A 23,210-nucleotide genomic window follows, 5' to 3' on the forward strand; every position below is an offset into this window, starting at 1 on the left:
GCTGGCCCGGACGGCAGGGTGGGGCGCATGGAGACCCGCAGCGTCAGACTCCCGGTCCCGGGGCACGACGCGACCCTCGAGGTCGTCCGGCACGGGTCGTGGGGCCGGCCGGTCCTGCTCTTCCCGTCCGAGGCGGGCGGGGCGCACGACGCCGAGGGCAACGGGATGCTCGACGCGGTGCGCTGGCTCGTCGACGAGGGGCGGGTCAGCCTCTTCTGCGTCGACTCCCTCGACGCGTGGTCGTGGTCGAACCGCGACCTGCCGACGGAGGAGCGGGCGCAACGGGCGGGCACGTACGGGGCCTGGCTGTCCGAGCAGGTGCTGCCGTACGTCGTCGGCGAGACCGGCGGCGACCAGGAGGTCGTGACGGTCGGGGTGTCCCTCGGGGCCTACCACGCCGTCCACCTGACCCTCCAGCGTGCCGACGTCGCCCCGGTGGCCATCGGGCTCAGCGGCAACTACGACCCGACGACGTGGAACGGGTGGGGCGACCTCGGTGACGCGACGTACTTCGCGAACCCCATGGGGTACGTCGCCCACATGGAGGGCGACCACCTCGACTGGGTCCGCTCACGGGTGTCGCTGCTGCTGGTCGTCGGGCAGGGCCCGTTCGAGGAGTCACCCACGCGGGCGCTGTCCTCCACGCGTGAGTTCGCAGAGGTACTGTCGCACAAGGGAATCCGCCACGAGCTCGATGTCTGGGGACATGACAGCGCCCACGACTGGCCGTGGTGGCACCGCCAGCTCGCGCACCACCTGCCCCGTTTCGTGTGACCGCCCGCCCGTCTGACCGAAGGAGAACCATCGTGGCCCCCACGACCGACCACCTCGTCGGACTGCTGCTCGGCGCCGAGGAGGACTGGCCGACGACGTTCGAGGCGCTGGCCCGCAGGCTCGGCGTCCTCACGGCCCCCGACGGGACGAGCCACACCCTCACGACCGAGCGGCTGAGCATCGAGCCGTTCAACCTGCGCGACAAGCCGCGCCAGGAGCTCGTCATCGACCGGCTCGCGCACTGGTACTACCACCCGCGCGAGTGGCTGAAGAAGATCGCGCTCATGGACGACGTGTACCTGCTCAACAGCCCGTTCACGTTCCAGTCGATGGAGAAGCACTCGGCGTACTGCGCCCTGATGCGGCTGGGCATGAACGTGCCCGAGACCGTCCTCGTCCCCTACAAGAACCCCGTCGACAACGCCCGCTGGGCCTACACGTCGGCGAAGTACAACCGGAACTTCGACCTCGACAGCATCGCCGACAGCCTCGGCTACCCGTTGTACATGAAGCCCTTCGACGGCGGCGGCTGGCGCGGGGTCTCGCAGGTCACCGACCGCGCCGACCTGCACCGCTCCTACGACGACTCCGGCGAGATGCTCATGCACCTCCAGGCGTCGGTGCCCGACTTCGAGCACTTCGCCCGCTCGCTGACCATCGGCCCCGAGACGATGGTGATGAAGTTCCAGCCCGACGAGCCCATGCACCAGCGCTACGCCGTCGCCCACGGCTTCCTCTCCGAGGAGGTCGGCCGCGAGGTGGTGACGATCTCGCAGACCGTCAACGCCTTCTTCAAGTGGGAGTTCAACTCCTGCGAGATGCTCGTCAAGGACGGCGTCGTCTACCCGATCGACTACGCGAACGCCTGCCCCGACGTCGCCGTCACCTCGCTGCACTACTACTTCCCGTGGGCGATGAAGGCGCTGCTGCGGTGGACCGCGTTCTGCGTCGTCACCGGGCGGTCCCCGCGCACCCAGGTCGAGACCGGCCCGTGGTTCGCCGTCGCCGACGACGAGGTGCTCGACTACCAGAGCCGTCTCGGGGCCTACCAGACCCTGGCCGACGACTACTTCGAGACCGAGCGGTACCGCGCGTTCTGCGACTCGGCCCTGCCCGACCTCGACGAGATGGTCCTGGACTGGATCTCGGGCCCGGACTTCCGCACCCTGCTCACCTCGACCGTCCAGCAGACCTACCCGCCCCACGAGTGGGAGCGCTTCGAGGCGCACTTCGGCGGGTTGCTCGGGATGTGGGTCAGCGACGAGCAGACCCGCCTCGGCAGCCAGGTCGGCTGAGCCCCGTGGGACGCCCCGAGGGCGTGCCGGAGGTGTTCGACGTGCGGACCGTCGTCTACCTGCGCAGCGGCGACAACCCGCCCGACCTCGACGAGGAGGCCTCGACCGCGCTGCACCACGCCCACCTCGCGTTCCTCGCCGACCTCGGACGGCGCGGCCTCGTCGCCGCGAACGGTCCGCTGCTCGACAAGAGCGACGAGACGATCCGCGGGATGTCGGTCTGGACCGTGCCGCCCGACGAGGCGCGGGCGATGGCCGAGCAGGACCCGGCCGTGGCCGCCGGACGGTTCCGGGTGGACACGGCCCGGTGGGCGGTGTCGGCGGGGCGGATCGCCTTCCCCGAGCGAGAGGAGCCCGTGGGCGAGCGGGTCCGCTTCGAGGACCTCTGAGCCGCTCCGTCCACAGGCGGTGCCGTCAGTGGCGGCCGTCCACAGGGCCGGCTGTGGCCCTGCGCGTGCCGGTGAGGGTGCGGTGATGTGGGGCATGTCCAACCTCGACGACCAGGACGACCCGCTCGAGGCCGTCGCCACGGCCTTTCGTCTGGCCCGACGCCGCTACTCGCTGAGCCAGCGCGAGCTCGCCGACCTCCTCGGGTGGGACCGCGCCGTCGTGGGCCGCTGGGAGGCGGGCAACGGACCGAAGGCACTGGGCCGGGTCGACGGCATCCTGCGAGGAATGGGCTTCCGGCTGCGGGTCGTGCCGATCGACCCCACGGACTGGCCCGAGGCCGACGAGGTCGTCGAGCACGTCCTCGACCGCGGTCGACGACGACTTCCGGCGCACCACCTCCACGTGGTCGAGCGGTACGACAGTCCGCAGACCTGGGACCGCCACCGCGGCAAGGTCAACCCCTACGGACCGCACTGGGCGGCCGTGGGGCGACTCCCGCCGCGCGGGGACTCCCCGGACCCGCTGCCGCACTTCCCGGGCCGGTACTGGACCCTGTAGGGCCTCCCGGTGCCCGTGCCCGTGCCCGGGCCGGTGCCGTGCCGGTGCCGCTCGATGGCGACGGCCGCCGCAGGCATGTGCCGTTTCAGCGCCTTCGCACTGCTGCGCTGGGGGTCAGCAGTGCGAAGGAGCGGCGCGACCATATCCCCGAGGCGCGCAGTCGCACTGCTGCGCTGGGGGTCAGCATTGCGAAGGAGCGGCGCGACCATATCCCCGAGGCGCGCAGTCGCACTGCTGCGCTGGGGGTCAGCAGTGCGAAGGAGCGGCGCGACCATGTCCCCAGGGTGCGCAGTCGCACTGCTGCGCTGGGGGTCAGCAGTGCGAAGGGGCGGCGCGCGCATGTCTCCGAGGCGCGCAGTCGCACTGCTGCGCTGGGGGTCAGCAGTGCGAAGGAGCGGGGACAGACAGGACGGGGCGGCCGGGGTCAGGCGCGGGTCGGCCGGGCGGGGCCCACGTCGCGGTCGTACCGCAGCAGCTGGGCGTGCGGCGGGACCGGACCGACCGAGGTCGCCCCCGTCGGCCTCCACCCGAGGCGCTCGTAGAACCGCCGCCCGCGGTGGTTGTCGGTGTAGACCGTGAGCCACGCCCTGCGGATCCCGCGCGCTGCCATGAGGTCGAGGAGGGCGTCGTGCGCCGCCGCCGCGACACCGGTGCCCCACAGTGCAGGAGCGATGCCGAAGTGCCGCACCTCGCGCCCGCTCGTCGCGGCGAAGCCGACCACCGCGCCGTCGAGCTCGACGACGAGGCAGTCGACCACGGGGTCGGCGATCTCGTCACGCCACCGCCGGCCGACGGTCTCACGGGGAAAGGGGAAGAGCTCCTGCGGGAAGACGTCCGCGAGCCCGAGCACCGCCCCGGGCTGCTGCACGTCGAGGACGTCCTCGACGTCCCCGGCGGTCATCCGACGCAGCGAGACCACGGCGGGCGCAGCGGCGTCGGGGGTCATCCGCCGAGGGCGGCGGAGACGACCTCCTTGGCCTCGGCCTGGACCTGGGCGAGGTGGTCGAGGCCGCGGAAGGACTCGGCGTAGATCTTGTAGACGTCCTCGGTGCCGCTGGGGCGCGCGGCGAACCAGGCCGACTCGGTGACCACCTTGAGGCCGCCGATGGCCGCCCCGTTGCCGGGGGCCTCGGTGAGCTTGGCGGTGATCGGCTCGCCGGCCAGGGACTCGGCCGTGACGTCGTCGGGGGAGAGGGCCGCGAGCTTGGCCTTCTCCTCGCGCGAGGCGGCGGCGTCGATGCGGGCGTACGCCGGCTCGCCGTGGCGCTCGACGAGGGAGTGGTAGTGCTCGCTCGGGCTCTTGCCGGTGCTCGCCTGGATCTCCGAGGCGAGCAGCGCGAGGAGGATGCCGTCCTTGTCGGTGGTCCACACGGAGCCGTCCCGGCGCAGGAACGACGCGCCGGCCGACTCCTCGCCACCGAACGGACCCGACCCGTCGAGCAGCCCCGGCACGAACCACTTGAACCCCACCGGCACCTCGACGAGGCGACGGCCGAGGTCGGCGGCGACCCGGTCGATCATCGAGGACGACACGAGCGTCTTGCCGATGAAGCCGTCGTCGCGCCACTGCGGACGCGCCCCGCCGTAGAGGTACTGGATCGCGACCGCGAGGTAGTGGTTGGGGTTCATCAGCCCGGCGTCGGGAGTCACGATGCCGTGGCGGTCGGAGTCGGCGTCGTTGCCCGTCGCGATGTCGTACTCCGAGCGGCGCTCGATGAGCGAGGCCATCGCCGAGGGCGACGAGCAGTCCATCCGGATCTTGCCGTCCCAGTCGAGGGTCATGAACCGCCACGTCGCGTCGACGAGCGGGTTGACGACGGTGAGGTCGAGGCGGTGGCGCTCACCGATCGCGCCCCAGTAGTCGACGGCCGCTCCGCCGAGCGGGTCGGCCCCGATCCGGACGCCCGCCTCGCGGATCGCGTCGATGTCGACGACGTTCGGCAGGTCGTCGACGTAGGTGCCGAGGAAGTCGTGGGTCGAGACGGCGGCTCGGGCCCGGGAGAACGGAACCCGCTTCACGCCGGCGAGCCCGCCGCGGATCAGCTCGTTGGCGCGCGCGGCGATGACCTTGGTCGCGTCGGAGTCGGCCGGGCCACCGTGCGGCGGGTTGTACTTGAACCCGCCGTCGCTCGGCGGGTTGTGCGACGGGGTGACGACGATGCCGTCGGCGAGTCCGGCGCCGGCAGGCATGCCGTCGACCCCGGTCACCTTGCCCCGGTTGGCGACGAGGATCGCGTGCGAGACCGCGGGGGTGGGGGTGTACCGGTCGGCGGCGTCGACGAGCACCGTGACGTCGTTGGCGACGAGCACCTCGAGGGCCGACGCCCACGCCGGCTCGGACAGGCCGTGCGTGTCGCGCCCGATGAACAGCGGACCGTCGTACCCCTGCTCCCTCCGGTAGTCGCAGATCGCCTGGGTCGTCGCGAGGATGTGTGCCTCGTTGAACGAGGTCCTCAGGCTCGAGCCCCGGTGGCCGGACGTGCCGAACGCGACCTGCTCGTCGACGTTCTCGGGGTCGGGCTCGCGCGTGTAGTACGCGGTGACGAGGGAGGAGAGGTCGACGAGGTCGGACGCCTGCGCGACCTGTCCGGCACGGGGGTCGTTCACGACCGGGCTCCTTCCGTGACGGGGGCGAGGTAGACGGCGGAGAGCCGTGAGACACCCACCGTCACCGAGTACGGCTGGTCGTTCCAGGGCGTGTTCTCGGTCTCGAGGACGATGCCGGCCTGGCTGGGCGAGCTGTGCTCGTCGTAGCCGACGGTGTCGAGGACGACCTCCCAGCGGCCCGACCGTGGGACGCCGACCCGCACCCACGCCTTGTCGTCGCCGCCGTAGTTGACGAGGGTCGCGACGACGTCGCCGCCCCCGTCGGCCTGCTCGAAGCGCAGGTACGACAGGACGTTGCCGGTGTTGTCGTCGGCGTCGAGCCAGCGGAACCCCGCCGGCTGGCTGTCGAGCGCCCAGAGGGCCGGGTGCTCGCGGTAGACCCGGTTGAGCTCCTTGACGAGCGCGTGGACCCGGTAGTGCGCCGCGTGGTCGAGCAGCCACCAGTCGAGGGAGCGGCCGTCGGCCCACTCACCCGGCTGGGCGAACTCGCATCCCATGAAGAGCAGCTGCTTGCCCGGGTGGCTCCACATGTAGGCCAGGAACGCCCGGACCGTCGCGAGCTGGTCGTACCGGTCGCCCGGGACCTTGGTCAGCAGCGAGCCCTTGCCGTGGACGACCTCGTCGTGGCTGATCGGCAGGACGAAGTTCTCGCTGAACGCGTACATGAGCGAGAAGGTCAGGAGGTTGTGGTGGTACTGGCGGTGGATCGGCTCCTCCTTGAGGTACCGGAGGGTGTCGTTCATCCACCCCATGTTCCACTTCAGCCCGAACCCGAGGCCGCCGCTCGACGTCGCCTTGGTGACGCCCGGCCACGAGGTCGACTCCTCGGCGATCGTCACGACGCCGGGGACGAGCTTGTACGAGGTCGCGTTGGCCTCCTGGAGCAGCCCGATCGCCTCGAGGTGCTCGCGGCCGCCGTGGACGTTGGGGATCCACTCGCCGTCCTTGCGCGAGTAGTCGAGGTAGAGCATCGAGGCCACGGCGTCGACCCGGAGGCCGTCGATGTGGAACTCCTTGAGCCAGTACACGGCGTTGGCGACGAGGAAGTTGCGCACCTCGAGCCGGCCGAAGTCGAACACGTGGGTCCCCCAGTCGGGCTGGTCGCCACGGCGGGGGTCCGGGTGCTCGTAGAGGGGCAGGCCGTCGAAGCGGGCGAGGGCGAACGCGTCACGGGGGAAGTGGCCCGGGACCCAGTCGAGGATGACCCCGATGCCGGCCTGGTGGAGCGTGTCGACGAGGTACTTGAAGTCGTCGGGGGTGCCGAACCGGGCCGTCGGCGCGTAGTAGCCGGTGACCTGGTAGCCCCACGAGGGGCCGTACGGGTGCTCCATGACCGGGAGCAGCTCGACGTGGGTGAAGCCGAGGTCGACGACGTAGTTGACGAGGTGCTCGGCGAGCTCGCGGTACGACAGCCCCTGGCGCCACGAGCCGAGGTGGACCTCGTAGACGCTCATCGGGCCGTGGTGCGGGTCGCCGCCGGCACGCTGCTCGAGCCACGCCTCGTCGCCCCACTCGTGCCCGGCCTCGTCGACGACCGACCCCGTGTTCGGGGGGCACTCGGTGCGCCGCGCCATCGGGTCGGCCTTGGTGCGCACGACGTCGTCGGCGCCGCGGATCTCGTACTTGTAGATCGACCCGACGCCGACCTCGGGGATGAACAGCTCCCACACGCCCGACGAGCCGATGAGCCGCATCGGGTGGACCCGACCGTCCCAGTCGTTGAAGTCGCCGATGACGCGCACCGCCTTGGCGCGGGGGGCCCACACGGCGAAGGAGACCCCGCGGACACTGCCCATGGGCCCGGGGTACTCGTGGACCCGGGCGCCGAGGACGGTCCACAGCTCCTCGTGGCGGCCCTCGCCGACGAGGTGGAGGTCGACCTCGCCCAGGGTGGGGGCGAAGCGGTAGGGGTCGTCCTGGACGTGCTCGATGCCGTCGGCCCAGGTGACGAGGAGGCGGTAGTCCATCGTCCGGGTGGCATCGGGCCGCACGGCGCTCCACGTGCCCTCGGCCTCGTGGACGAGGTCGATGACCTCGTCGTCCTCGAACCGGACCCGGACCGAGGTCGCGAGGGGCTTGAGGGCGCGGATCCGCAGCCCGCCGGGCTCGAGGTGCTGGCCGAGGAGGTCGTGCGGCTGCTGGTGGCGCCCCTGGACGAGTGCCGTGATGGCTCCGCTGACCTCGGGGCTGGGGGTGGGGGTCACTGCGGGTCTCCTTGCGTGGTGGTGTCCGGAGAGAAGTGGGCGGTGAGGCGCCGGACCGCGCCGAGGGGGATGCCGACCCACCCCGGGCGGTTGCGCGCCTCGTAGACGACCTCGTACATCGCCTTGTCGAGCTCGAAGGCGGCGAGGAGGGCGCCGAGGCGTCGCGGGTCGGCGCCCGCGCGCTCGGCGTAGCCGTCGAGGAAGGCCTGCTGCACCGAGGTGACCCAGGCGCGGGCCGAGGTGCCCCGGACCTGCTCGAGGGTGCCGCCGACGTAGTCGAAGCTGCGCAGCATCCCGGCGACGTCGCGCACCCACTGGTCGGGGAGCAGCCGCTCGGACAGCGGCCGGAGGGGCTCGCCCTCGAAGTCGAGGAGGATCCACCCGAGGTCGCGGGAGTGGAGCACCTGGCCGAGGTGGTAGTCGCCGTGGATGCGCTGCAGCGCCGGCCAGCTCGCGTCGAGGGCCGCGGTGAGGACGGCCTCGACGGGGCCGCGGACGGCCTCGAGGTCGGGGGAGGCGTCGATCGCGGCGTCGAACCTCAGCCGCATCTCGGCGACGATCGCCCGGGCCTGCTCCGGGGAGGTCGGCTCGGTGCCGAGGACGTCGGCGAGGGTGCCGTGCACCTCCGCCGTCGCGGCGCCGAGGTCGCGGGCCGGGCCGGTGAAGTCGGTGCCCTCCTCGGCGGCGCGCAGGGCGACGCGCCACGCGTCCTCGACGCCGGGGAGGAACTCCTGGCAGAAGGCGAGGTGCCCGCGCGCCGGCTGGTCGCCCTCGGTGCCCGGGTGCGGCCAGGCCCCGGTGACGGCGCCGACGACGGCGGGGACGCGGTGGGAGCCGGCGTCGACGAGCGCGCCCTGGAGCACGACGTCGGGGTTGTCGCCGGGCGAGAGCATCCGGAAGACCTTGACGATGAGCGGCGTGTGGTGGCCGTCGGGGAGGTCGCCGTCGAGGATGACCGAGGTGTTCGACTGCTCGCCGGAGAGCACGCGCGAGGTCCGCACGTGCACCTCGTGGGGCCAGCTCGCCTGCGGCACACCGGCGACGGCGTCCTCGTCGGCGTCGGAGACCGACGAGGACCGCGCCCGAACGCGGCCCTGGACGAGCTCGAGAAGCTGCGTCGCGTACACCGGGTCGTGCGGGGCGTCGTAGACCCAGCGCGTGCCGAGCACCGAGTGCTCCATCGTCCCGACGAGGGCGTGGTCGGCGCTGCCGAGCGGCTCGCCGCGGTAGGTGAGCGGGACCTGGTAGACGACGGTCTCGGGGCCGGACTCGTCGGCGACGATGATCGTCTCGACCCCGACCTCGCCCTCGGGGTCGTCGAGACGCCACGCCGCGAGCCGCCGCAGCCTCGGGCGTCGGCCCTTGGCGGCGTACCACCGCTGCTCGCCCATCCAGGACTCGAGCAGCTCGACCTTGGTGGGGGAGAGGGTCGCGTCGTGGATCTCAGCCACGGGCACCCCCGGGCGGGGGCTCGAGGGCCAGCCAGAAGAAGTCGCGCGAGCCGAGGGTCACGGTGATCGTGCCGTCGTCGGCGATGTCGGGGAACCCGGTGCCGCCGAAGAGGTCCCGTGTCCACGACCCCGCGAGCTCCTCGGGCAGCGTGAGGGTGGTCGCCTGGGGCTTGGACGAGAGGTTGTTGATGCACAGGACGGCGCGGGCCGAGCGGTCCTCGGCGTCGCGGTCACGTCGGTCGACGCGCGTGTAGGCGAGCACCCGGTCGTGGCTCGACTCGCACACCGAGAAGTCGCCGAGGCCGAAGACGGGGTGCTCGCGGCGCACCGAGAGCATGCCGCGCACCCAGTGCAGCAGCGAGGACCCGGTGGCCATCTGCGCCTCGACGTTGACGTGGTTGTGGTGGTAGACGAGCGACTGGATGACCGGCAGGTAGAGCTTGCCGGGGTCGGCGGTGGAGAAGCCGGCGTTGCGGTCGGGGGTCCACTGCATCGGGGTGCGCACGGCGTCGCGGTCGTTGAGCCAGATGTTGTCGCCCATCCCGATCTCGTCGCCGTAGTACAGGCACGGCGAGCCGGGGAGCGAGAGCAGCAGCGCGTGGATGAGCTCGATCTCGGGGCGGGACCCGTCGAGCAGCGAGGCGAGCCGCCGCCGGATGCCGACGTTGGCCCTCATCCGCGGGTCGGGGGCGTACCAGCCGTACATCGCCGCGCGCTGCTCGGGCGTCACCATCTCGAGGGTCAGCTCGTCGTGGTTGCGCAGGAACGTGCCCCACTGCGCGCCGGCGGGGATGGCCGGGGTGTCGGCGAGGACGTCGATGATCGGCGCCGCCCGCTCCTCCCGCAGGGCGTAGTAGAGCATCGGCATGACCGGGAAGTGGAAGCACATCTGGCACTCGGGCGCTTCGTCGGTGCCGAAGTAGTCGACGACGTCGGCCGGGGGCTGGTTCGCCTCGGCGAGGAGGATGCGCCCCGGGTACTCGGTGTCGACCATGGCCCGCAGCTGGACGAGGAAGTCGTGGGTCTTCGGGTGGTTCTCCCCGTTGTGCCCCTCCTCCTCGTAGAGGTAGGGCACGGCGTCGAGCCGGAAGCCGTCGATGCCCATGTCCATCCAGAAGCGGACGACGTCGTACATCGCCTCGTGGACGGCCGGGTTCTCGAAGTTGAGGTCGGGCTGGTGGCTGAAGAAGCGGTGCCAGAAGAACTGTCGCCGGATGGGGTCGAAGGTCCAGTTCGAGGTCTCGGTGTCGATGAAGATGACGCGGGCGTCGTTGTACCTGTCGTCGGTGTCCGACCACACGTAGAAGTCGCCGTACGGACCCTCCGGGTCGCTGCGCGAGGCCTGGAACCACGGGTGCTGGTCGCTCGTGTGGTTCATGACGAAGTCGGTGATGATCCGGATGCCGCGCGCGTGCGCCTGGTTGATGAGCTCCTTGAACTCGGGCAGCGTGCCGAACTCGGGGAGCACCTGGGTGTAGTCGGCGATGTCGTAGCCGCCGTCGCGCAGCGGGCTCGCGTAGAAGGGTGGCAGCCACAGGCAGTCGACGCCGAGCCACTGGAGGTAGTCGAGGCGGTTGACGATGCCCGCGAAGTCGCCCTCACCGGACCCGTTGCTGTCGCCGAAGGCGCGCACGAGGACCTCGTAGAACACCGCGGTGCGGAACCACTCGGGGTCGTGGCGCAGCCCGGGCTGGTTCATCCCCAGCCCGGCGTGGCCGTGGCCCATGCCGGCGATGGCACTCACCAGGGCCTCCTCACGGCGACGACGTGGACGGGTTCGACCTCCGGCCCCAGCCGGACGTAGTTGTCGCGCTGCCAGGTCCACTCCTCGCCGGTGACGAGGTCGTGGGCCGCGAAGCTGTCGCCCGACTCGAGGCCGAGGGCACCCATGTCGAGGCGCAGCGTCGTGGCGCGGGTCGAGTGGGGGTCGAGGTTCGCGACGACGACGACGACGTCGTCGGTGCCGTCGGGCAGCCGTCGGCGCTTGGAGAAGGCGAGGAAGTTCTCGTCGTCGACGTGGTGGAAACGGATGTCGCGCAACCGGTGCAGCGCCGGGTGGTCCCGACGGATCTCGTTGATCCGGGTGAGGTAGCCGGCGAGGGAGCGTCCCTCCTTCGAGCCGCCCTCCTCGTAGTCCTCCCAGTGCCGGTTCTTGAACTCGTACTTCTCGTTGTCGATCTGCTCCTCGGCGCCGGGACGGGCGACGTGCTCCATCAGCTCGTAGCCGGTGTAGATGCCGTACGTCGGGACGAGGGTCGCCGCGAGCATCGCCCGCAGCTTCCACGCCGCCGGTCCGCCGAACTGCATGTAGGGCGTGAGGATGTCGTGCGTCGTCGGCCAGAACGAGGGGCGCATGTACGACGCGGCCTCGCCCGAGAGCTCGGTGAGGTACTCGCGCAGGTCGGCGGCGCTGTTGCGCCACGCGTAGTACGTGTAGCTCTGCTGGAAGCCGACCTTGCCGAGGGTGTGCATCATCGCGGGCTTGGTGAAGGCCTCGGCGAGCCAGATGACCTCGGGGTGGTCCTTCGCGACGTCCTCGATGAGCCACTGCCAGAACTCGACCGGCTTGGTGTGCGGGTTGTCGACGCGGAAGAGCTTGACGCCGTGGTCGATCCACACCTGCACGACGCGGCGCACCTCGGCGTAGATGCCGGCGGGGTCGTTGTCGAAGTTCAGGGGGTAGATGTCCTGGTACTTCTTCGGGGGGTTCTCGGCGTAGGCGATCGTGCCGTCGGCCCGGGTCGTGAACCACTCGGGGTGGCTCTGCACCCACGGGTGGTCGGGGGAGCACTGGAGCGCGAGGTCCATCGCGACCTCCATCCCGAGCCGCTCGGACTCGGCGACGAAGGCGTCGAAGTCCTCGAAGGTGCCGAGGTCCGGGTGGATGGCGTCGTGGCCGCCGTCGGGGGAGCCGATCGCGTACGGGCTGCCGGGGTCCTCCGGGCGCGCGTCGAGGGTGTTGTTCGGACCCTTCTTCGCGGCCTGGCCGATCGGGTGGATCGGCGTGAGGTAGACGACGTCGAAGCCCATCGCGGCGATGGCCGGCAGGCGCTTCGCCGCGGTGCGCAGCGTGCCGGTCGTCCAGCGGTGCTCCTTCTCGTCGTACGTGGCCCCCTCACTGCGCGGGAAGATCTCGTACCACGCGCCCGAGAGGGCGAGCTCGCGCTCGACGAGGAGCGGCAGCTCGGTGGAGGGCGAGACCATGTCGCGCAGCGGGCGCTCGGCCAGCTCGTCCTCGACGGCGGGGTCGGTGCCCGCCTTGAGGCGGACCGCCGGGGGCTTCGAGGTGTCGCGCAGCCCGGTGACGGCGGCCTCGAGGACGGCCTGCTGCTCGGCGGTGCGCTCGACCTCGGCGACGGCCCGCTCGAGGACGAGGGCACCCTCCTCGAGCATCAGCTCGGTGTCGACGTCGGCCTGCACCTTGATCGTCGCGTCGTGCTCCCAGGTGCCGTAGGGGTCCGACCAGCCCTCGACGCGGTAGGTCCACCACCCGACCCGGTCGGCGGAGACGCGGCGGGCCCAGGTGTTGAGCCCGGGGTTGGTGCACGACATCGGCAGGACGTGCTCGCCTCCGTCGGGGTCGGTGAGGACCACGGAGGCGTTGACGGCGTCGTGTCCCTCACGGAACACCGTTGCCGTGACGTCGAACTGCTCGTCGACGACCGCCTTGGCGGGGCGGGCGCCGTGGTCGACGATCGGTCTGACGTCCTGGACGGGAATGCGTCCGATCGGTGCTTGCGGGGGGGCGGTGCGGAAGGCGTCGCTCACCCCACCGAACCTACACGGACCGGTGCCTGCCGTTCAGCCCCGCGTCGGCCCGTGATGCCCCGTCTCAGCCGTTCCAGATCCGCTGGAGGTAGTCGCGCATCGAGCGGTCCGAGGAGAAGTAGCCGGACCGGGCGACGTTGAGGATGGCCGAGCGCGACCAGCCGTCGGGATCGGCGTACGCGGCGTCGACCCGGGCCTGTGCGTCGAGGTAGGCCTGGAAGTCGGCGAGCACCATGAACGAGTCCTGCTGGAGCAGGTTGTCGATGACCGGGCCGACGGCCTGGCGGTCGCCGCCGGTGAAGACGCCGCTGGCCAGGAGGTCGATGGTGCTGCGCAGGCGCGCGTTCTCCTCGTAGACGGAGGCCGGGCTGTAGCCGCGGGTGCGCAGCTCCTCGACCTCGGGCTCGGTCATGCCGAAGAGGAAGAAGTGGTCGTCGCCGACGAGGCGGCGGATCTCGACGTTGGCGCCGTCGTCGGTGCCGATCGTCAGGGCGCCGTTGAGGGCGAACTTCATGTTGCCCGTGCCCGAGGCCTCCTTGCCCGCGAGCGAGATCTGCTCGGACAGGTCGGCGGCGGGGATCAGCTTCTCGGCGAGGGTGACGTTGTAGTTGGCGGGGAAGGCGACCGACAGGCGGCCGGCGACCCGGGGGTCGGAGTTGACCGTGTCGGCGACGGCGTTGACGAGGAAGATGATCTCCTTCGCCAGGTGGTAGCCGGGGGCCGCCTTCGCGCCGAAGACGAAGGTGCGCGGCGTGACGTCCTCGACGGGGACCCGGCCGGACACGACGTCGTCGTAGAGCGAGACGATGTGGAGGAGCTTGAGGGTCTGGCGCTTGTACTCGTGGAGCCGCTTGACCATGACGTCGAGCATCGCGTCGCCGGGCAGCACGAGGCCGTCGCGGACCTTGAGCAGCGCGTAGAGCCGCTCCTTGTTGGCCTGCTTGACGGCGCGGAACTCCTCGCGGAAGGAGGCGTCGTCGGCGTAGGGCTCGAGCTCGCTCAGGCGGTCGAGGTCGCTGACCCAGCCGTCGCCGATCGTGTCGGTGACGAGCTCGGACAGGCGCCGGTTCGCGAGGCGGACGAAGCGCCGGGGCGTGATGCCGTTGGTGACGTTGGTGAACTTGTCGGGCCACAGCTGGGAGAAGTCGGGGAGGACCTTGTCGCGCAGGAGCTGGCTGTGCAGCTCGGCGACGCCGTTGACCTTCGCCCCGGCGACCGTGGCGAGGTAGGCCATCCGGACCGCGCGCTCGGGGTGCTCGGCGATGATCGACATCCGGCGGGCGCGCATCTCGTCACCGGGGAAGGCCTCACGGACCTCCTCGAGGAAGTCCTCGTTGATCCGGTAGATGATCTCGAGGTGGCGCGGGAGGAGCCGGCCGAGCAGCTCGGCCGACCAGACCTCGAGGGCCTCGGGCAGCAGCGTGTGGCAGGTGTAGGCGAAGCACTTGCGGGTGATCTGCCAGGCCTCGTCCCACTCGATGCCCTTGAGGTCGACGAGGATCCGCATCAGCTCGGGGATCGCGATGACGGGGTGGGTGTCGTTGAGCTGGAAGATGATGCGCTCGTGCAGCCGGCGCAGGTCGTAGTCGGCGGGCAGCGTGTTCTCGATGAAGTCGTGCAGCGAGCACGCGACGAAGAAGTACTGCTGCTGCAGGCGCAGCTCCTTGCCCTGGGGCGTGGAGTCCTCGGGGTAGAGCACCTTGCTGATGTTCTCGGCGAAGGTCTGGGCGCGGACGGCCTGCGCGTAGTCGCCGGAGTTGAAGATCTGGAGGTCGAACGCCTGGGTGGCGCGCGCGCTCCACAGCCGGAGGGTGTTGACGACGCCGTTGCGGTACCCCGGGACCATGTAGTGGTAGGGCATCCCGAGGATCTCCCAGCCCGGGACCCAGGTGGTGTGGGCGGTGCCGTCGTCGTCGGACGTGGTGACCGTGTGGCCGCCGAAGCTGACGATGACCTGGCGCTCCGGGTGGGGGAACTCCCACGGGCTGCCGAGCGAGAGCCACGAGTCGGGCACCTCGACCTGGCGGTCGTCCTCGAAGGTCTGGCGGAAGATGCCGTACTCGTAGCGGATGCCGTAGCCGATGCACGGCACGTCCATCGTCGCGAGGGAGTCGACGAAGCAGGCCGCGAGGCGCCCGAGGCCGCCGTTGCCGAGGCCGGGCTCGACCTCCTGGGCCCGCAGGGACGCGATGTCGATGCCGCACTGGGTCATGGCCAGCTCGGCGATGTCCTGGAGGTTGGTCGCGAGGAGGTTGTTCCCCAGCTGGCGGCCGAGGAGGTACTCGGCCGAGAGGTAGCCGATCGTCTTCTGCTGCGCCTGGCGCCGCCGGCTCCCGGTCTCGAGCCAGTCGGCCATGAGGTAGCGGCGGATCGTGCGCGCGAGGGCGAGGTACTGGTCGTTGAGGGTCGACTGCGAGAGCAGCGTGCCCTGGCCGTAGTTCAGCTCGGCGAGGAAGGCCTCGACGAAGCCGTCGACCGTCGTCGCGGGCTGGACGACGGGCCCGGACGCGAGGGGGTGGGTGCTCCGGTGCGCGGTGCCGATGCGTCGGGCGTCGGTCGACGGCGACTCGTCGGACACGACGTGGGGGCTGGGCACGGTATCGGTCATCGGGGATCGTCCTTCGGAGGGCCTGCGGCGGGGACGCAGGAACGGCGGTGCGGGGACAGAGTACAAACTCCGGGTGGAAACGCTTGCACCTCCGGGCCCGGCGGTCCGGTCCGGCTCAGGATGCGGGCGCCGCGACGAGGCGGTCGCGGGTCACGTCGGCCAGGGTGCGGCACCCGGTGAGGGCCAGGGCGAGGTCGAGCTCGGCGACGAGGTTGCGCAGCACCTCGGACACGCCCTCGGCCCCCGCGAGGGCCAGGCCGTAGACGTGCGGCCGCCCGATCCCGACGGCCGTGGCGCCCAGGGCGAGGGCGACGAACGCGTCGGCGCCGGTGCGCACGCCGCTGTCGAACACGACGGGAACCTCGGACCCGGCGTCGCGCATCGCGTCGACCACCCCCGGGAGCGCGTCGAGCGCACCGACCGACCGGTCGACCTGACGGCCTCCGTGCGTGGACACCCAGAGGCCGTCGACCCCGGCGTCGACCGCGCGGCGCGCGTCCTCGGGGTGCAGGACGCCCTTGAGGACGACCGGCAGGCTCGTCAGCTCGCGCAGCCGGGGGAGGTCGGCCCAGGTGAGCGAGGGCCGCGAGAACACCTCGAGGAAGGTCTCGACCGCGGCGCGGGGCTCGGGGGACGAGAGGTTGCCGCGGGTGTCGCCCGGGTGGTTGCGGCTGAGGCTGAGCAGGGTGCGCACCGCCGCGGGGGTCGGGCGGGGCTGTGGCTCGGTGGGCTCCCCGGCCTCGGCGGCGGCCCGGACGGCCGCCACCCGCTGCGCGACGAGCCGCCGGAAGACCGGGTCGGAGGTGTACTGGGCGATGCCCTCGCCGCGGGCGAACGGCAGCGACCCGAGGTCGAGGTCGCGGGGCCGCCAGCCGAGGTAGGCCGTGTCGAGCGTGACGACGATCGCCTCGCTGCCGCACGCCTCGGCCCGGTGGACGAGGCTGGCCGTCAGGTCGTCGTCGCGGCTCCAGTACAGCTGGTACCAGTGCCCCGTCCCGCCGAGCTCGGCGGCGACGTCCTCCATCGGCACCGACGCCTGGGTCGACAGCACCGGGGTGACCCCCTGCGCGCGGGCCCCGCGGGCCATCGCCAGGTCGGCGTCGTCGTGGGCGGCGCCGAGGACGCCGATGGGGGAGACGAGGAAGGGCGTCGGGTGGCGCCGGCCGAGCAGGTCGACGCCGAGGTCGCGCTCGCTCGTGTCGACGAGGACGCGGGGGAGCACCTGCCAGCGGGCGAAGGCGTCCCGGTTGGCCCGGGCCGTCGCCTCGCCCCCCGCCGAGCCGGCCACGTAGGCGAAGGCGCGCGTGGACATCACCCGCCGGGCGGCGTCCTCGAGGGCGGTCCCGTCGGTGGGGACCCGGGGGCGGCGGCCGAAGCTGCCCGCCCGGTAGATCGCGGACTGGGCGGCGCGGCCGAGGTCGGGCATGGCGTCGTGTCTACCGGATCGGGGCCGCCCTAGGGTGGCGCCATGACCAAGTTCTCGTGGGCCGCCTGGGGGCTGCTCGCCGTCGTCCTCGACCTGCCGCTGTACGGCTGGGACGTCGTCCCGGACCTCGTCGGGTACGCGTGGCTCGTCATCGGGCTCACCGGGGCCGCGGCGGTCCACCCGGCGTTCGTCCGGGCCCGCGCCGCCTCGATGGTCGGCGTCCCGGTCTCGGTCGCCACGGGCACCCCGCTCTTCCTCGACGAGCGGTGGGAGGCGCTCCTCTTCGGGGCCCTCGTCATCGGCATCGTCGTGTTCGTCGTCGTGGTCCACCAGCTGCTGACCGGCCTGCTCGCCGTGGCCCCGGCCGGCGAGGAGGACACCCTGCGCTGGGCGCCGGCGCTGCGCCGGGCCGCCCCGTTCGTCGGCGTCCTCCTCGTCGTCGGGGTGGCCTCGATCGGCCGGGCGCTCGAGGTCCTCTACCCGCTCGGCTTCCTCGCCGGCGTCGTCGTCGGGCTCCTGGCGGTCGTCATGCTCCATCGCGTCAACCGCGCCGGCTGGATGGACACGGTGGCGCCTGCCGCGCGCGCGGCCTGACGCGCACGGGCTCTCCGGGCCCCCGGGCCGTCGCCGGGTCCACCTCCCACGAGGAACCCGCCCCTCCCACCGGAAGTCTCCGGTGGGAGGGGCGGGTTCTCCGGGGAGCCCTGGGATCCGCCGGACGGGTGTCAGCGGAGGAAGGGGACCTCGCGGTCGAGCAGGCCGCGCTCCTTGAGCTCGGCGCGCAGCGGGATCTCGTCGTCGATCCAGCCGCTCTGCTTGATGCCCCAGAAGGACGCGTGGTCGGGGCCGTAGCCGAGGAGCTGCTGCTGGAGCGGCGTGAGCCCGGCGAACCACTCGGAGGACTGGTCGGCGACGGCCTCGTCGAGCGGACGGATCCAGCGGTAGGTGTAGCCGATGAACATCAGCTTGCGGATGCGCTCGCTCTTGTTCATCGAGCGGCTGTGCCACAGGCGGCGGTCGAAGATGAACGCGTCGCCCGCCCTGAGCAGGACCTCGGTGGCGCCCTCGGGCTCGATGATCGGGTCGCCCTCCTTCTCGGGGCGCCCGGCGAGCGTGTTGTTCTTGTGGCTGCCGGGGATGACCTTGGTGTTGCCGTAGCCCGGCTCGGAGAGGTCGGTGAGGGCGTAGCAGATCTTCGTCATGAACATCGGACGGACGTCCATGTCGATGTCGGAGTTCTGCCGGTAGCCGTCCTGGTGCCAGTTCCAGAAGGGCGGCTCGTCCTTCGGCGGGTTGACGTCGATGTGGTTGTGGTGCGTGTAGATGTTCCAGCCCATCGTCCCCCAGATGTAGGGGAAGGTCGTGGGCCAGCTGAGCAGCTCGACGAAGCGCGGGTCCTTGTGGAGCCAGCCCATGACGTGGATGGAGCGGTCGGGGCGCAGCTCGCCCGCGGCCTCCTCCTCGGCGTAGATCCGGTCGACGGCGCCCTCGAAGTACGCGCGGTCCTCCTCGGCGAGGGCGTTGGGGATCACGACGAAGCCGTCGCGGTCGTACTGCTCGCGGATCGCGGGGTCGAGCGGCTCGAACCCCGTGGCGGCGGACGTGGTCGCGGTCATGCGGACACTGCTCCCTACTGGTGCCCACGGTCGCGGGGGGCACCCACCCGCTGCGGTCGCGCCGGTCCCGCGGCGGACTGCGTCCTTGCCGCCAGTCTAGGACGGCGGTGGGGTGGGGTCGTGGGAGGCGGGTGCGCCCGGCGCCCGGCTCATGTCGTCGCGTACACCCGCAGGCTGCCCGCCGGCACCGGCACCGGACCGGGGACGACCCCGCCGACCTCGGGCTCGGGCCGCTCCCACGCGCTGTCCCAGAGGAGGGTGTAGGCGTCGGCGGAGGGCGCCGCCGGGAGGACGACCTCGACCTCCTCGGAACCGCCGTTGACGACGACGAGCGCGGACCCGGCGCCCAGCCAGCCGCCCGCGACGAGCATCTGGACCACGCGCACCCCGTGGTCGTCCCAGCGGTGGCCCATCGGGGCGCCGTCGGCGGCGTACCACTCCATGTCGCGGGTGCCGTCGTCGTGGACGGGGCGCCCGAGGGCCCAGCCGCGCTGCCGCAGGGCGGGGAGGTCGCGCCGGACCTCGGTGAGCCGACGGGTCGTCGCGAGGAGGTCGGCCTGCCACGGCTCGAGGTCCCAGTCGACCCAGGAGATCTCGTTGTCCTGGCAGTACGCGTTGTTGTTGCCGCCCTGGGTGCGTCCGAGCTCGTCGCCCGCCGTGATCATCGGGACGCCGGTCGACAGCAGGAGCGTGCCGAGCAGGGTGCGCAGCGTCCGCGCCCGCGCGGCCCTGACGTCGGCGTCGTCGGTGGTGCCCTCGACGCCGTGGTTCCACGAGGTCGAGCCGTTGCTGCCGTCGCGGTTCTCCTCACCGTTGGCCTCGTTGTGCTTGTGGTCGTAGGCCGTGAGGTCGGCGAGGGTGAAGCCGTCGTGCGCGGTGACGAAGTTGACCGACGCCGTGGGGCCGCGGTCCCGGTCGCCGAAGAGGTCGCGCGACCCGGCGAGGCGGGTTGCGAGCTCCTGCACGCCGTGCCCCTGGCCCCCGTGCGCCTGGGCCCGCCGGTCGCTGACCCAGAAGTTGCGGACGGCGTCGCGGTAGCGGTCGTTCCACTCCATGAACGGCGGCGGGAACTGGCCCGTGCGCCAGCCGTGCATGCCGAGGTCCCACGGCTCGGCGACGAGCTTGACCGCCGAGAGGACGGGGTCGGTGCGCAGCGCGACGAGGAAGGGGTGGTCGGGGTCGAAGGCGTCCCCCCGCCCGCGGCCGAGGGCGACCGCGAGGTCGAAGCGGAAGCCGTCGACGTGGTACTCCTGCACCCAGGTGCGCAGCGAGTCCAGGACCATCCGGCAGACGACCGGGTGGCGCAGGTCGAGGGTGTTGCCGCAGCCGGTGACGTCGATGTCGCGGCCGCGCTCGTCGAGCCGGTAGTACGCCCGCTGGTCCAGGCCGCGCCACGACAGCGTCGCCCCCGTGCGGGCCTGCTCCGCCGTGTGGTTGTAGACGACGTCGAGGATGACCTCGAGGCCCTCGCGGTGGAGCAGCTTGACCATGCCCTTCACCTCGTCGACGACGCCCTGGGGGTCGCGCGCCGCCGCGTAGGGCGCGTGCGGGGCGTGGAAGCCGAGGGTGTTGTAGCCCCAGTGGTTCGTCATCCCCATCCGCGCGAGGTGCGGCTCGTGGGTGAACGCGTGCACGGGGAGCAGCTCGACGGCGGTGACGCCGAGGGAGGTCAGGTGCTCGAGCGAGGCGGGGTGCGCGAGGCCGGCGTACGTGCCGCGCAGCTCCTCGGGGACGTCGGGGTGGAGCTTCGTCTGGCCCTTGACGTGCGCCTCGTAGAACACGGTCTCGCTGCGCGAGCGGCCCGGCGGCCGGTCGTCCTCCCAGTCGAACTCGTCGTCGACGACGACGCACCGCGGCATGCTGCCGCGGTCGTCGAGCTCGGAGGGGCGCTGCACGTCGCCGGTCCACGAGTCGTCGACGACGTGGCCGTAGACCTCCGGACCCCAGCGCACGTCGCCCTCGACGGCGCGGGCGTACGGGTCGAGGAGGAGCTTGGCCGGGTTGTGCATGAGGCCGCGGTCGGGGTCCCACGCACCGTCGGCTCGCAGGCCGTACCGCTGGCCCGGACCCATGCCCGGGACGAACCCGAACCACCACCCGTGGGCCCGCTCGCGCAGCGGCACCCGGCGCTCGCTCTCGCCGCTCGTGTCGCCCGCCTCGAACAGGCACAGCTCGACGCCGTCGGCGTGCCCGGCGTAGACGGCGACGTCGGCGCCGCCCTCGACGAGGGTGACCCCGGGGGCCGGGGGGAGGTCGCGCGTCAGGGGTCCCGGGGCAGGCGCGGGGCTGGGGGAGCGCGGCATGGAGGGGAGCCTAGTGAGTGGTTACGGTGGACCCATGACCGATCCCTCCTCGCTGCCCAACTTCCCGCCGCCCCCGGACGAGCACCCGCTGCGCGGCCGGGTCCTCGACGTCCTCGTCGACCTCGGGGTGGCCCCGAACATCGACGGCGACGGCGACGTGGCGTTCACGGTCAACGACCAGCAGCTGTTCGTCCGGTGCTCCGAGAGCGACGTGCAGATCATGCGCGTGTTCGGCCAGTGGCAGATCCAGGAGGACCTCCAGGGCGACCGCGTCAAGCTCCTCGACACCTGCAACGAGCTCAACCTCAACCTCAACTGCGTCAAGAGCGGGATCGCGGGCACCACCCTCGTCGTCACGGGCGAGCACGTCATCACGCCCGGCGCCGACCTCGCCAACCTCGTCCAGGTCTCGATCCAGGTGATCCTCTCGGGCGTGCACATCTGGCACCAGCGCGTCATGGGCATCGACCCCTCGACCGGCCAGCCCGACGGGGCGTCGTCGTGACCGACCTCGTCCGCCTCGAGGTCGAGGACGGCATCGGCACCATCCGGCTCGACCGTCCGCCGATGAACGCTCTCAACGGCGAGATCCAGCACGGCCTCATCGCCGCGGCCCGCGAGGCCTCAGGGCGCCGGGACGTCGCGGCCGTCATCGTCTACGGGGGCGAGAAGGTCTTCGCCGCCGGAGCCGACATCAAGGAGATGGAGGCCATGGCGTACACCGACATGGTCGACCGCTCCGCCCTCCTCCAGGAGTTCACCAAGGCCCTGTCCTCGATCCCCAAGCCGACCGTCGCCGCCATCACGGGGTACGCCCTCGGCGGCGGCTGCGAGGTCGCCCTCGCGTGCGACTTCCGGGTCGCGGCCGAGGACGCGACGCTGGGGCAGCCCGAGATCGGCCTCGGCATCATCCCCGGCGCCGGCGGCACCCAGCGCCTCGCCCGGCTCGTCGGCCCGTCGCGGGCCAAGGACCTCGTGTTCTCCGGCCGGTTCGTCAGCGCCGACGAGGCGCTCGCCATCGGGCTCGTGGACGAGGTCGTCCCCGCGGCCGACGTCTACACCGCCGCCCGGGCGCGGGTCGCCCGGTACGTCGGAGGCCCCGCCTACGCGGTGCGGGCCGCCAAGGAGGCCATCGACCGTGGGCTCGAGGTCGACCTCGAGTCGGGCCTGGAGATCGAGCGGATGCTCTTCGCCGGCACCTTCGCCACGAAGGACCGCGCGATCGGCATGCGCCACTTCGTCGAGAAGGGGAAGGGCCCGGCCCCGTTCGAGGGCGCCTGAGCCACAACGACGGCCGCACGACCGCGCCGCGCCTGGGCCCCGGTGCTCAGGCGCGGCGACGCCATCTGGTGCAGGGTCGGGGGATGACCCAGACGACCGTCCGGCCGCATCGGGTGCTGCGCACCGTCCTCGTCGTCCTCCTCGTCGCGACGGCGGGAGCCGTGGCCGTGGGCGCCATCGCCTGGTGCTCGGTGTTCGGCTGCACGCTCTTCTCCGAGGACTTCGAGCCGCAGGGGGAGGAGGCGACGCGGGCCCGCGCCGCCGCCGTCTCCAGGGTCGCCGACCTCGCCGACCGGGCCTCCGCCGACGGGCGCGTCATCGCCCGGGCCACGCGCGACGGCTGCCGGACCGGCCAGAACGACTGGAAGCGCAAGGACACCTACTCCCACGAGTGCGAGGTCGACGCGAGCCGGCTCGTCGTCGTCGCGACCGAGCGGTCCGCGGTGGCCGACGGGCTGACCGCCGTCGACATCCGGCTGCGCGGCCTCGGGTGCGAACCGCGCCCGCGGGGCGGCCTCGACCGGGTCCGCGACGAGTACTGGGACGAGGGCAACCCGAACGTCGCGCGCGAGGGCGCCGCGGGGCTGCCCTCGGCGACGTACGCGTGCGGCGAGGACCGGTCCGTGGAGGTCGAGCCCCTCTCCGCCCGCGGGTCGACCTCCTCGCTCCGCTCGCTCACGAACGGCACGCTGTGGCTCGACGACGCCCTCGCCGTCGACTGGTACGACGTCGACGACGTCCGGGCGCTGCGCGAGTCCGACGCCGAGCTCGCCCTCGTCGTCACGGTCGGCGAGGGCTACTACCGCACCCGCTTCTGAGGACGTGGCGCCCGTCACGAGGTGGCGACCGTCACGCCCCACCGGTGGTGGCCGAGCGCTCACCGGCTGAGAGGATGACGGTCACTGCCCTGGCCGCGACCGGCCGGCACG

The 23,210-nt window shown here is 72.1% G+C and carries 18 protein-coding genes; 8 read left to right on the forward strand and 10 right to left on the reverse strand.

Translation table 11 applies throughout. From position 1 onward, the window contains the following. Positions 1–27: 27 nt before the first annotated feature. The 4 genes from ACFWN3_RS16015 to ACFWN3_RS16030 all read left to right on the forward strand — a co-directional run bounded on the left by ACFWN3_RS16015 (position 28) and on the right by ACFWN3_RS16030 (position 3,017). Positions 28–774 (forward strand): alpha/beta hydrolase-fold protein, encoded by a 747-nt coding sequence (locus tag ACFWN3_RS16015; RefSeq protein ID WP_377641266.1) that lies wholly within the window; start codon positions 28–30, stop codon positions 772–774. Positions 775–806: 32 nt separating this feature from the next. Next, the gene (locus ACFWN3_RS16020) at positions 807–2,069 is read left to right on the forward strand and encodes a hypothetical protein (protein WP_377641268.1); all 1,263 of its coding nucleotides are present in this window, start codon (positions 807–809) and stop codon (positions 2,067–2,069) included. Positions 2,070–2,074: 5 nt separating this feature from the next. Then, positions 2,075–2,458: a YciI family protein gene (locus ACFWN3_RS16025; RefSeq protein WP_377641270.1), complete on the forward strand. Its 384-nt coding sequence runs from the start codon at positions 2,075–2,077 to the stop codon at positions 2,456–2,458. A 94-nt stretch (positions 2,459–2,552) separates the two neighbouring features. Next, positions 2,553–3,017 carry a helix-turn-helix domain-containing protein gene (locus ACFWN3_RS16030; RefSeq protein ID WP_377641272.1) on the forward strand — a complete coding sequence of 155 codons (465 nt, stop codon included), beginning with the start codon at positions 2,553–2,555 and terminating at the stop codon, positions 3,015–3,017. A gap of 424 nt (positions 3,018–3,441) precedes the next feature. Here the strand turns inward: ACFWN3_RS16030 and ACFWN3_RS16035 are convergent, their stop codons facing one another. The 8 genes from ACFWN3_RS16035 to ACFWN3_RS16070 form a co-directional block, all read right to left on the reverse strand. Next, positions 3,442–3,963 carry a GNAT family N-acetyltransferase gene (locus ACFWN3_RS16035; RefSeq protein WP_377641274.1) on the reverse strand — a complete coding sequence of 174 codons (522 nt, stop codon included), beginning with the start codon at positions 3,961–3,963 and terminating at the stop codon, positions 3,442–3,444. Next, positions 3,960–5,624: a phosphoglucomutase (alpha-D-glucose-1,6-bisphosphate-dependent) gene (gene pgm / locus ACFWN3_RS16040; RefSeq protein ID WP_377641276.1), complete on the reverse strand. Its 1,665-nt coding sequence runs from the start codon at positions 5,622–5,624 to the stop codon at positions 3,960–3,962. Before pgm ends, ACFWN3_RS16035 begins: the two co-directional genes overlap by 4 nt. Further along, positions 5,621–7,828 (reverse strand): 1,4-alpha-glucan branching protein GlgB, encoded by a 2,208-nt coding sequence (glgB, locus tag ACFWN3_RS16045; RefSeq protein ID WP_377641278.1) that lies wholly within the window; start codon positions 7,826–7,828, stop codon positions 5,621–5,623. The genes pgm and glgB overlap by 4 nt, the downstream gene beginning before the upstream one ends. Continuing rightward, positions 7,825–9,279, reverse strand: coding sequence for a phosphotransferase (locus tag ACFWN3_RS16050; RefSeq protein ID WP_377641280.1), 1,455 nt, complete (start codon positions 9,277–9,279; stop codon positions 7,825–7,827). Before ACFWN3_RS16050 ends, glgB begins: the two co-directional genes overlap by 4 nt. Beyond that, entirely contained in the window at positions 9,272–11,005 is a 1,734-nt protein-coding gene (gene treS, locus ACFWN3_RS16055) for a maltose alpha-D-glucosyltransferase (RefSeq protein WP_377645636.1), read from the reverse strand. The genes ACFWN3_RS16050 and treS overlap by 8 nt, the downstream gene beginning before the upstream one ends. A gap of 14 nt (positions 11,006–11,019) precedes the next feature. Beyond that, positions 11,020–13,047: an alpha-1,4-glucan--maltose-1-phosphate maltosyltransferase gene (locus ACFWN3_RS16060; RefSeq protein ID WP_377641282.1), complete on the reverse strand. Its 2,028-nt coding sequence runs from the start codon at positions 13,045–13,047 to the stop codon at positions 11,020–11,022. 64 nt (positions 13,048–13,111) lie between these two features. Further along, on the reverse strand, positions 13,112–15,655 hold the full coding sequence (locus ACFWN3_RS16065; protein ID WP_377641284.1) for a glycogen/starch/alpha-glucan phosphorylase: 2,544 nt from the start codon (positions 15,653–15,655) through the stop codon (positions 13,112–13,114). A 115-nt stretch (positions 15,656–15,770) separates the two neighbouring features. Beyond that, entirely contained in the window at positions 15,771–17,081 is a 1,311-nt protein-coding gene (locus ACFWN3_RS16070) for an alpha-hydroxy-acid oxidizing protein (protein ID WP_377641286.1), read from the reverse strand. Positions 17,082–17,123: 42 nt separating this feature from the next. Here ACFWN3_RS16070 and ACFWN3_RS16075 point away from each other — a divergent pair, with 42 nt between their 5' ends. After that, positions 17,124–17,675, forward strand: a complete 552-nt coding sequence (locus tag ACFWN3_RS16075; RefSeq protein ID WP_377641288.1) for a hypothetical protein — start codon at positions 17,124–17,126, stop codon at positions 17,673–17,675. Between the two features lie 131 nt (positions 17,676–17,806). On the opposite strand, the gene ACFWN3_RS16080 is transcribed toward ACFWN3_RS16075, so the two are convergent. Then, complete coding sequence (locus ACFWN3_RS16080) at positions 17,807–18,697, reverse strand: phytanoyl-CoA dioxygenase family protein (RefSeq protein ID WP_377641290.1); 891 nt, start codon at positions 18,695–18,697, stop codon at positions 17,807–17,809. Between the two features lie 149 nt (positions 18,698–18,846). Further along, positions 18,847–21,000: a glycogen debranching protein GlgX gene (glgX, locus tag ACFWN3_RS16085; RefSeq protein ID WP_377641292.1), complete on the reverse strand. Its 2,154-nt coding sequence runs from the start codon at positions 20,998–21,000 to the stop codon at positions 18,847–18,849. 34 nt (positions 21,001–21,034) lie between these two features. On the opposite strand from glgX, the gene ACFWN3_RS16090 reads away from it, so the two are divergent. The 3 genes from ACFWN3_RS16090 (at position 21,035) to ACFWN3_RS16100 (ending at position 23,099) form a co-directional block, all read left to right on the forward strand. Then, a complete protein-coding gene (locus ACFWN3_RS16090) occupies positions 21,035–21,505 on the forward strand; it encodes a YbjN domain-containing protein (RefSeq protein WP_377641294.1) in 471 nt (156 codons plus the stop codon). Further along, positions 21,502–22,281, forward strand: a complete 780-nt coding sequence (locus ACFWN3_RS16095) for an enoyl-CoA hydratase/isomerase family protein (protein ID WP_377641296.1) — start codon at positions 21,502–21,504, stop codon at positions 22,279–22,281. The genes ACFWN3_RS16090 and ACFWN3_RS16095 overlap by 4 nt, the downstream gene beginning before the upstream one ends. Positions 22,282–22,364: 83 nt before the next feature. After that, a complete protein-coding gene (locus tag ACFWN3_RS16100) occupies positions 22,365–23,099 on the forward strand; it encodes a hypothetical protein (protein WP_377641298.1) in 735 nt (244 codons plus the stop codon). The last annotated feature ends 111 nt before the right edge of the window (positions 23,100–23,210 follow it).

Source organism: Oryzobacter terrae (assembly GCF_042756445.1).
Classification (GTDB): domain Bacteria; phylum Actinomycetota; class Actinomycetes; order Actinomycetales; family Dermatophilaceae; genus Oryzobacter; species Oryzobacter terrae.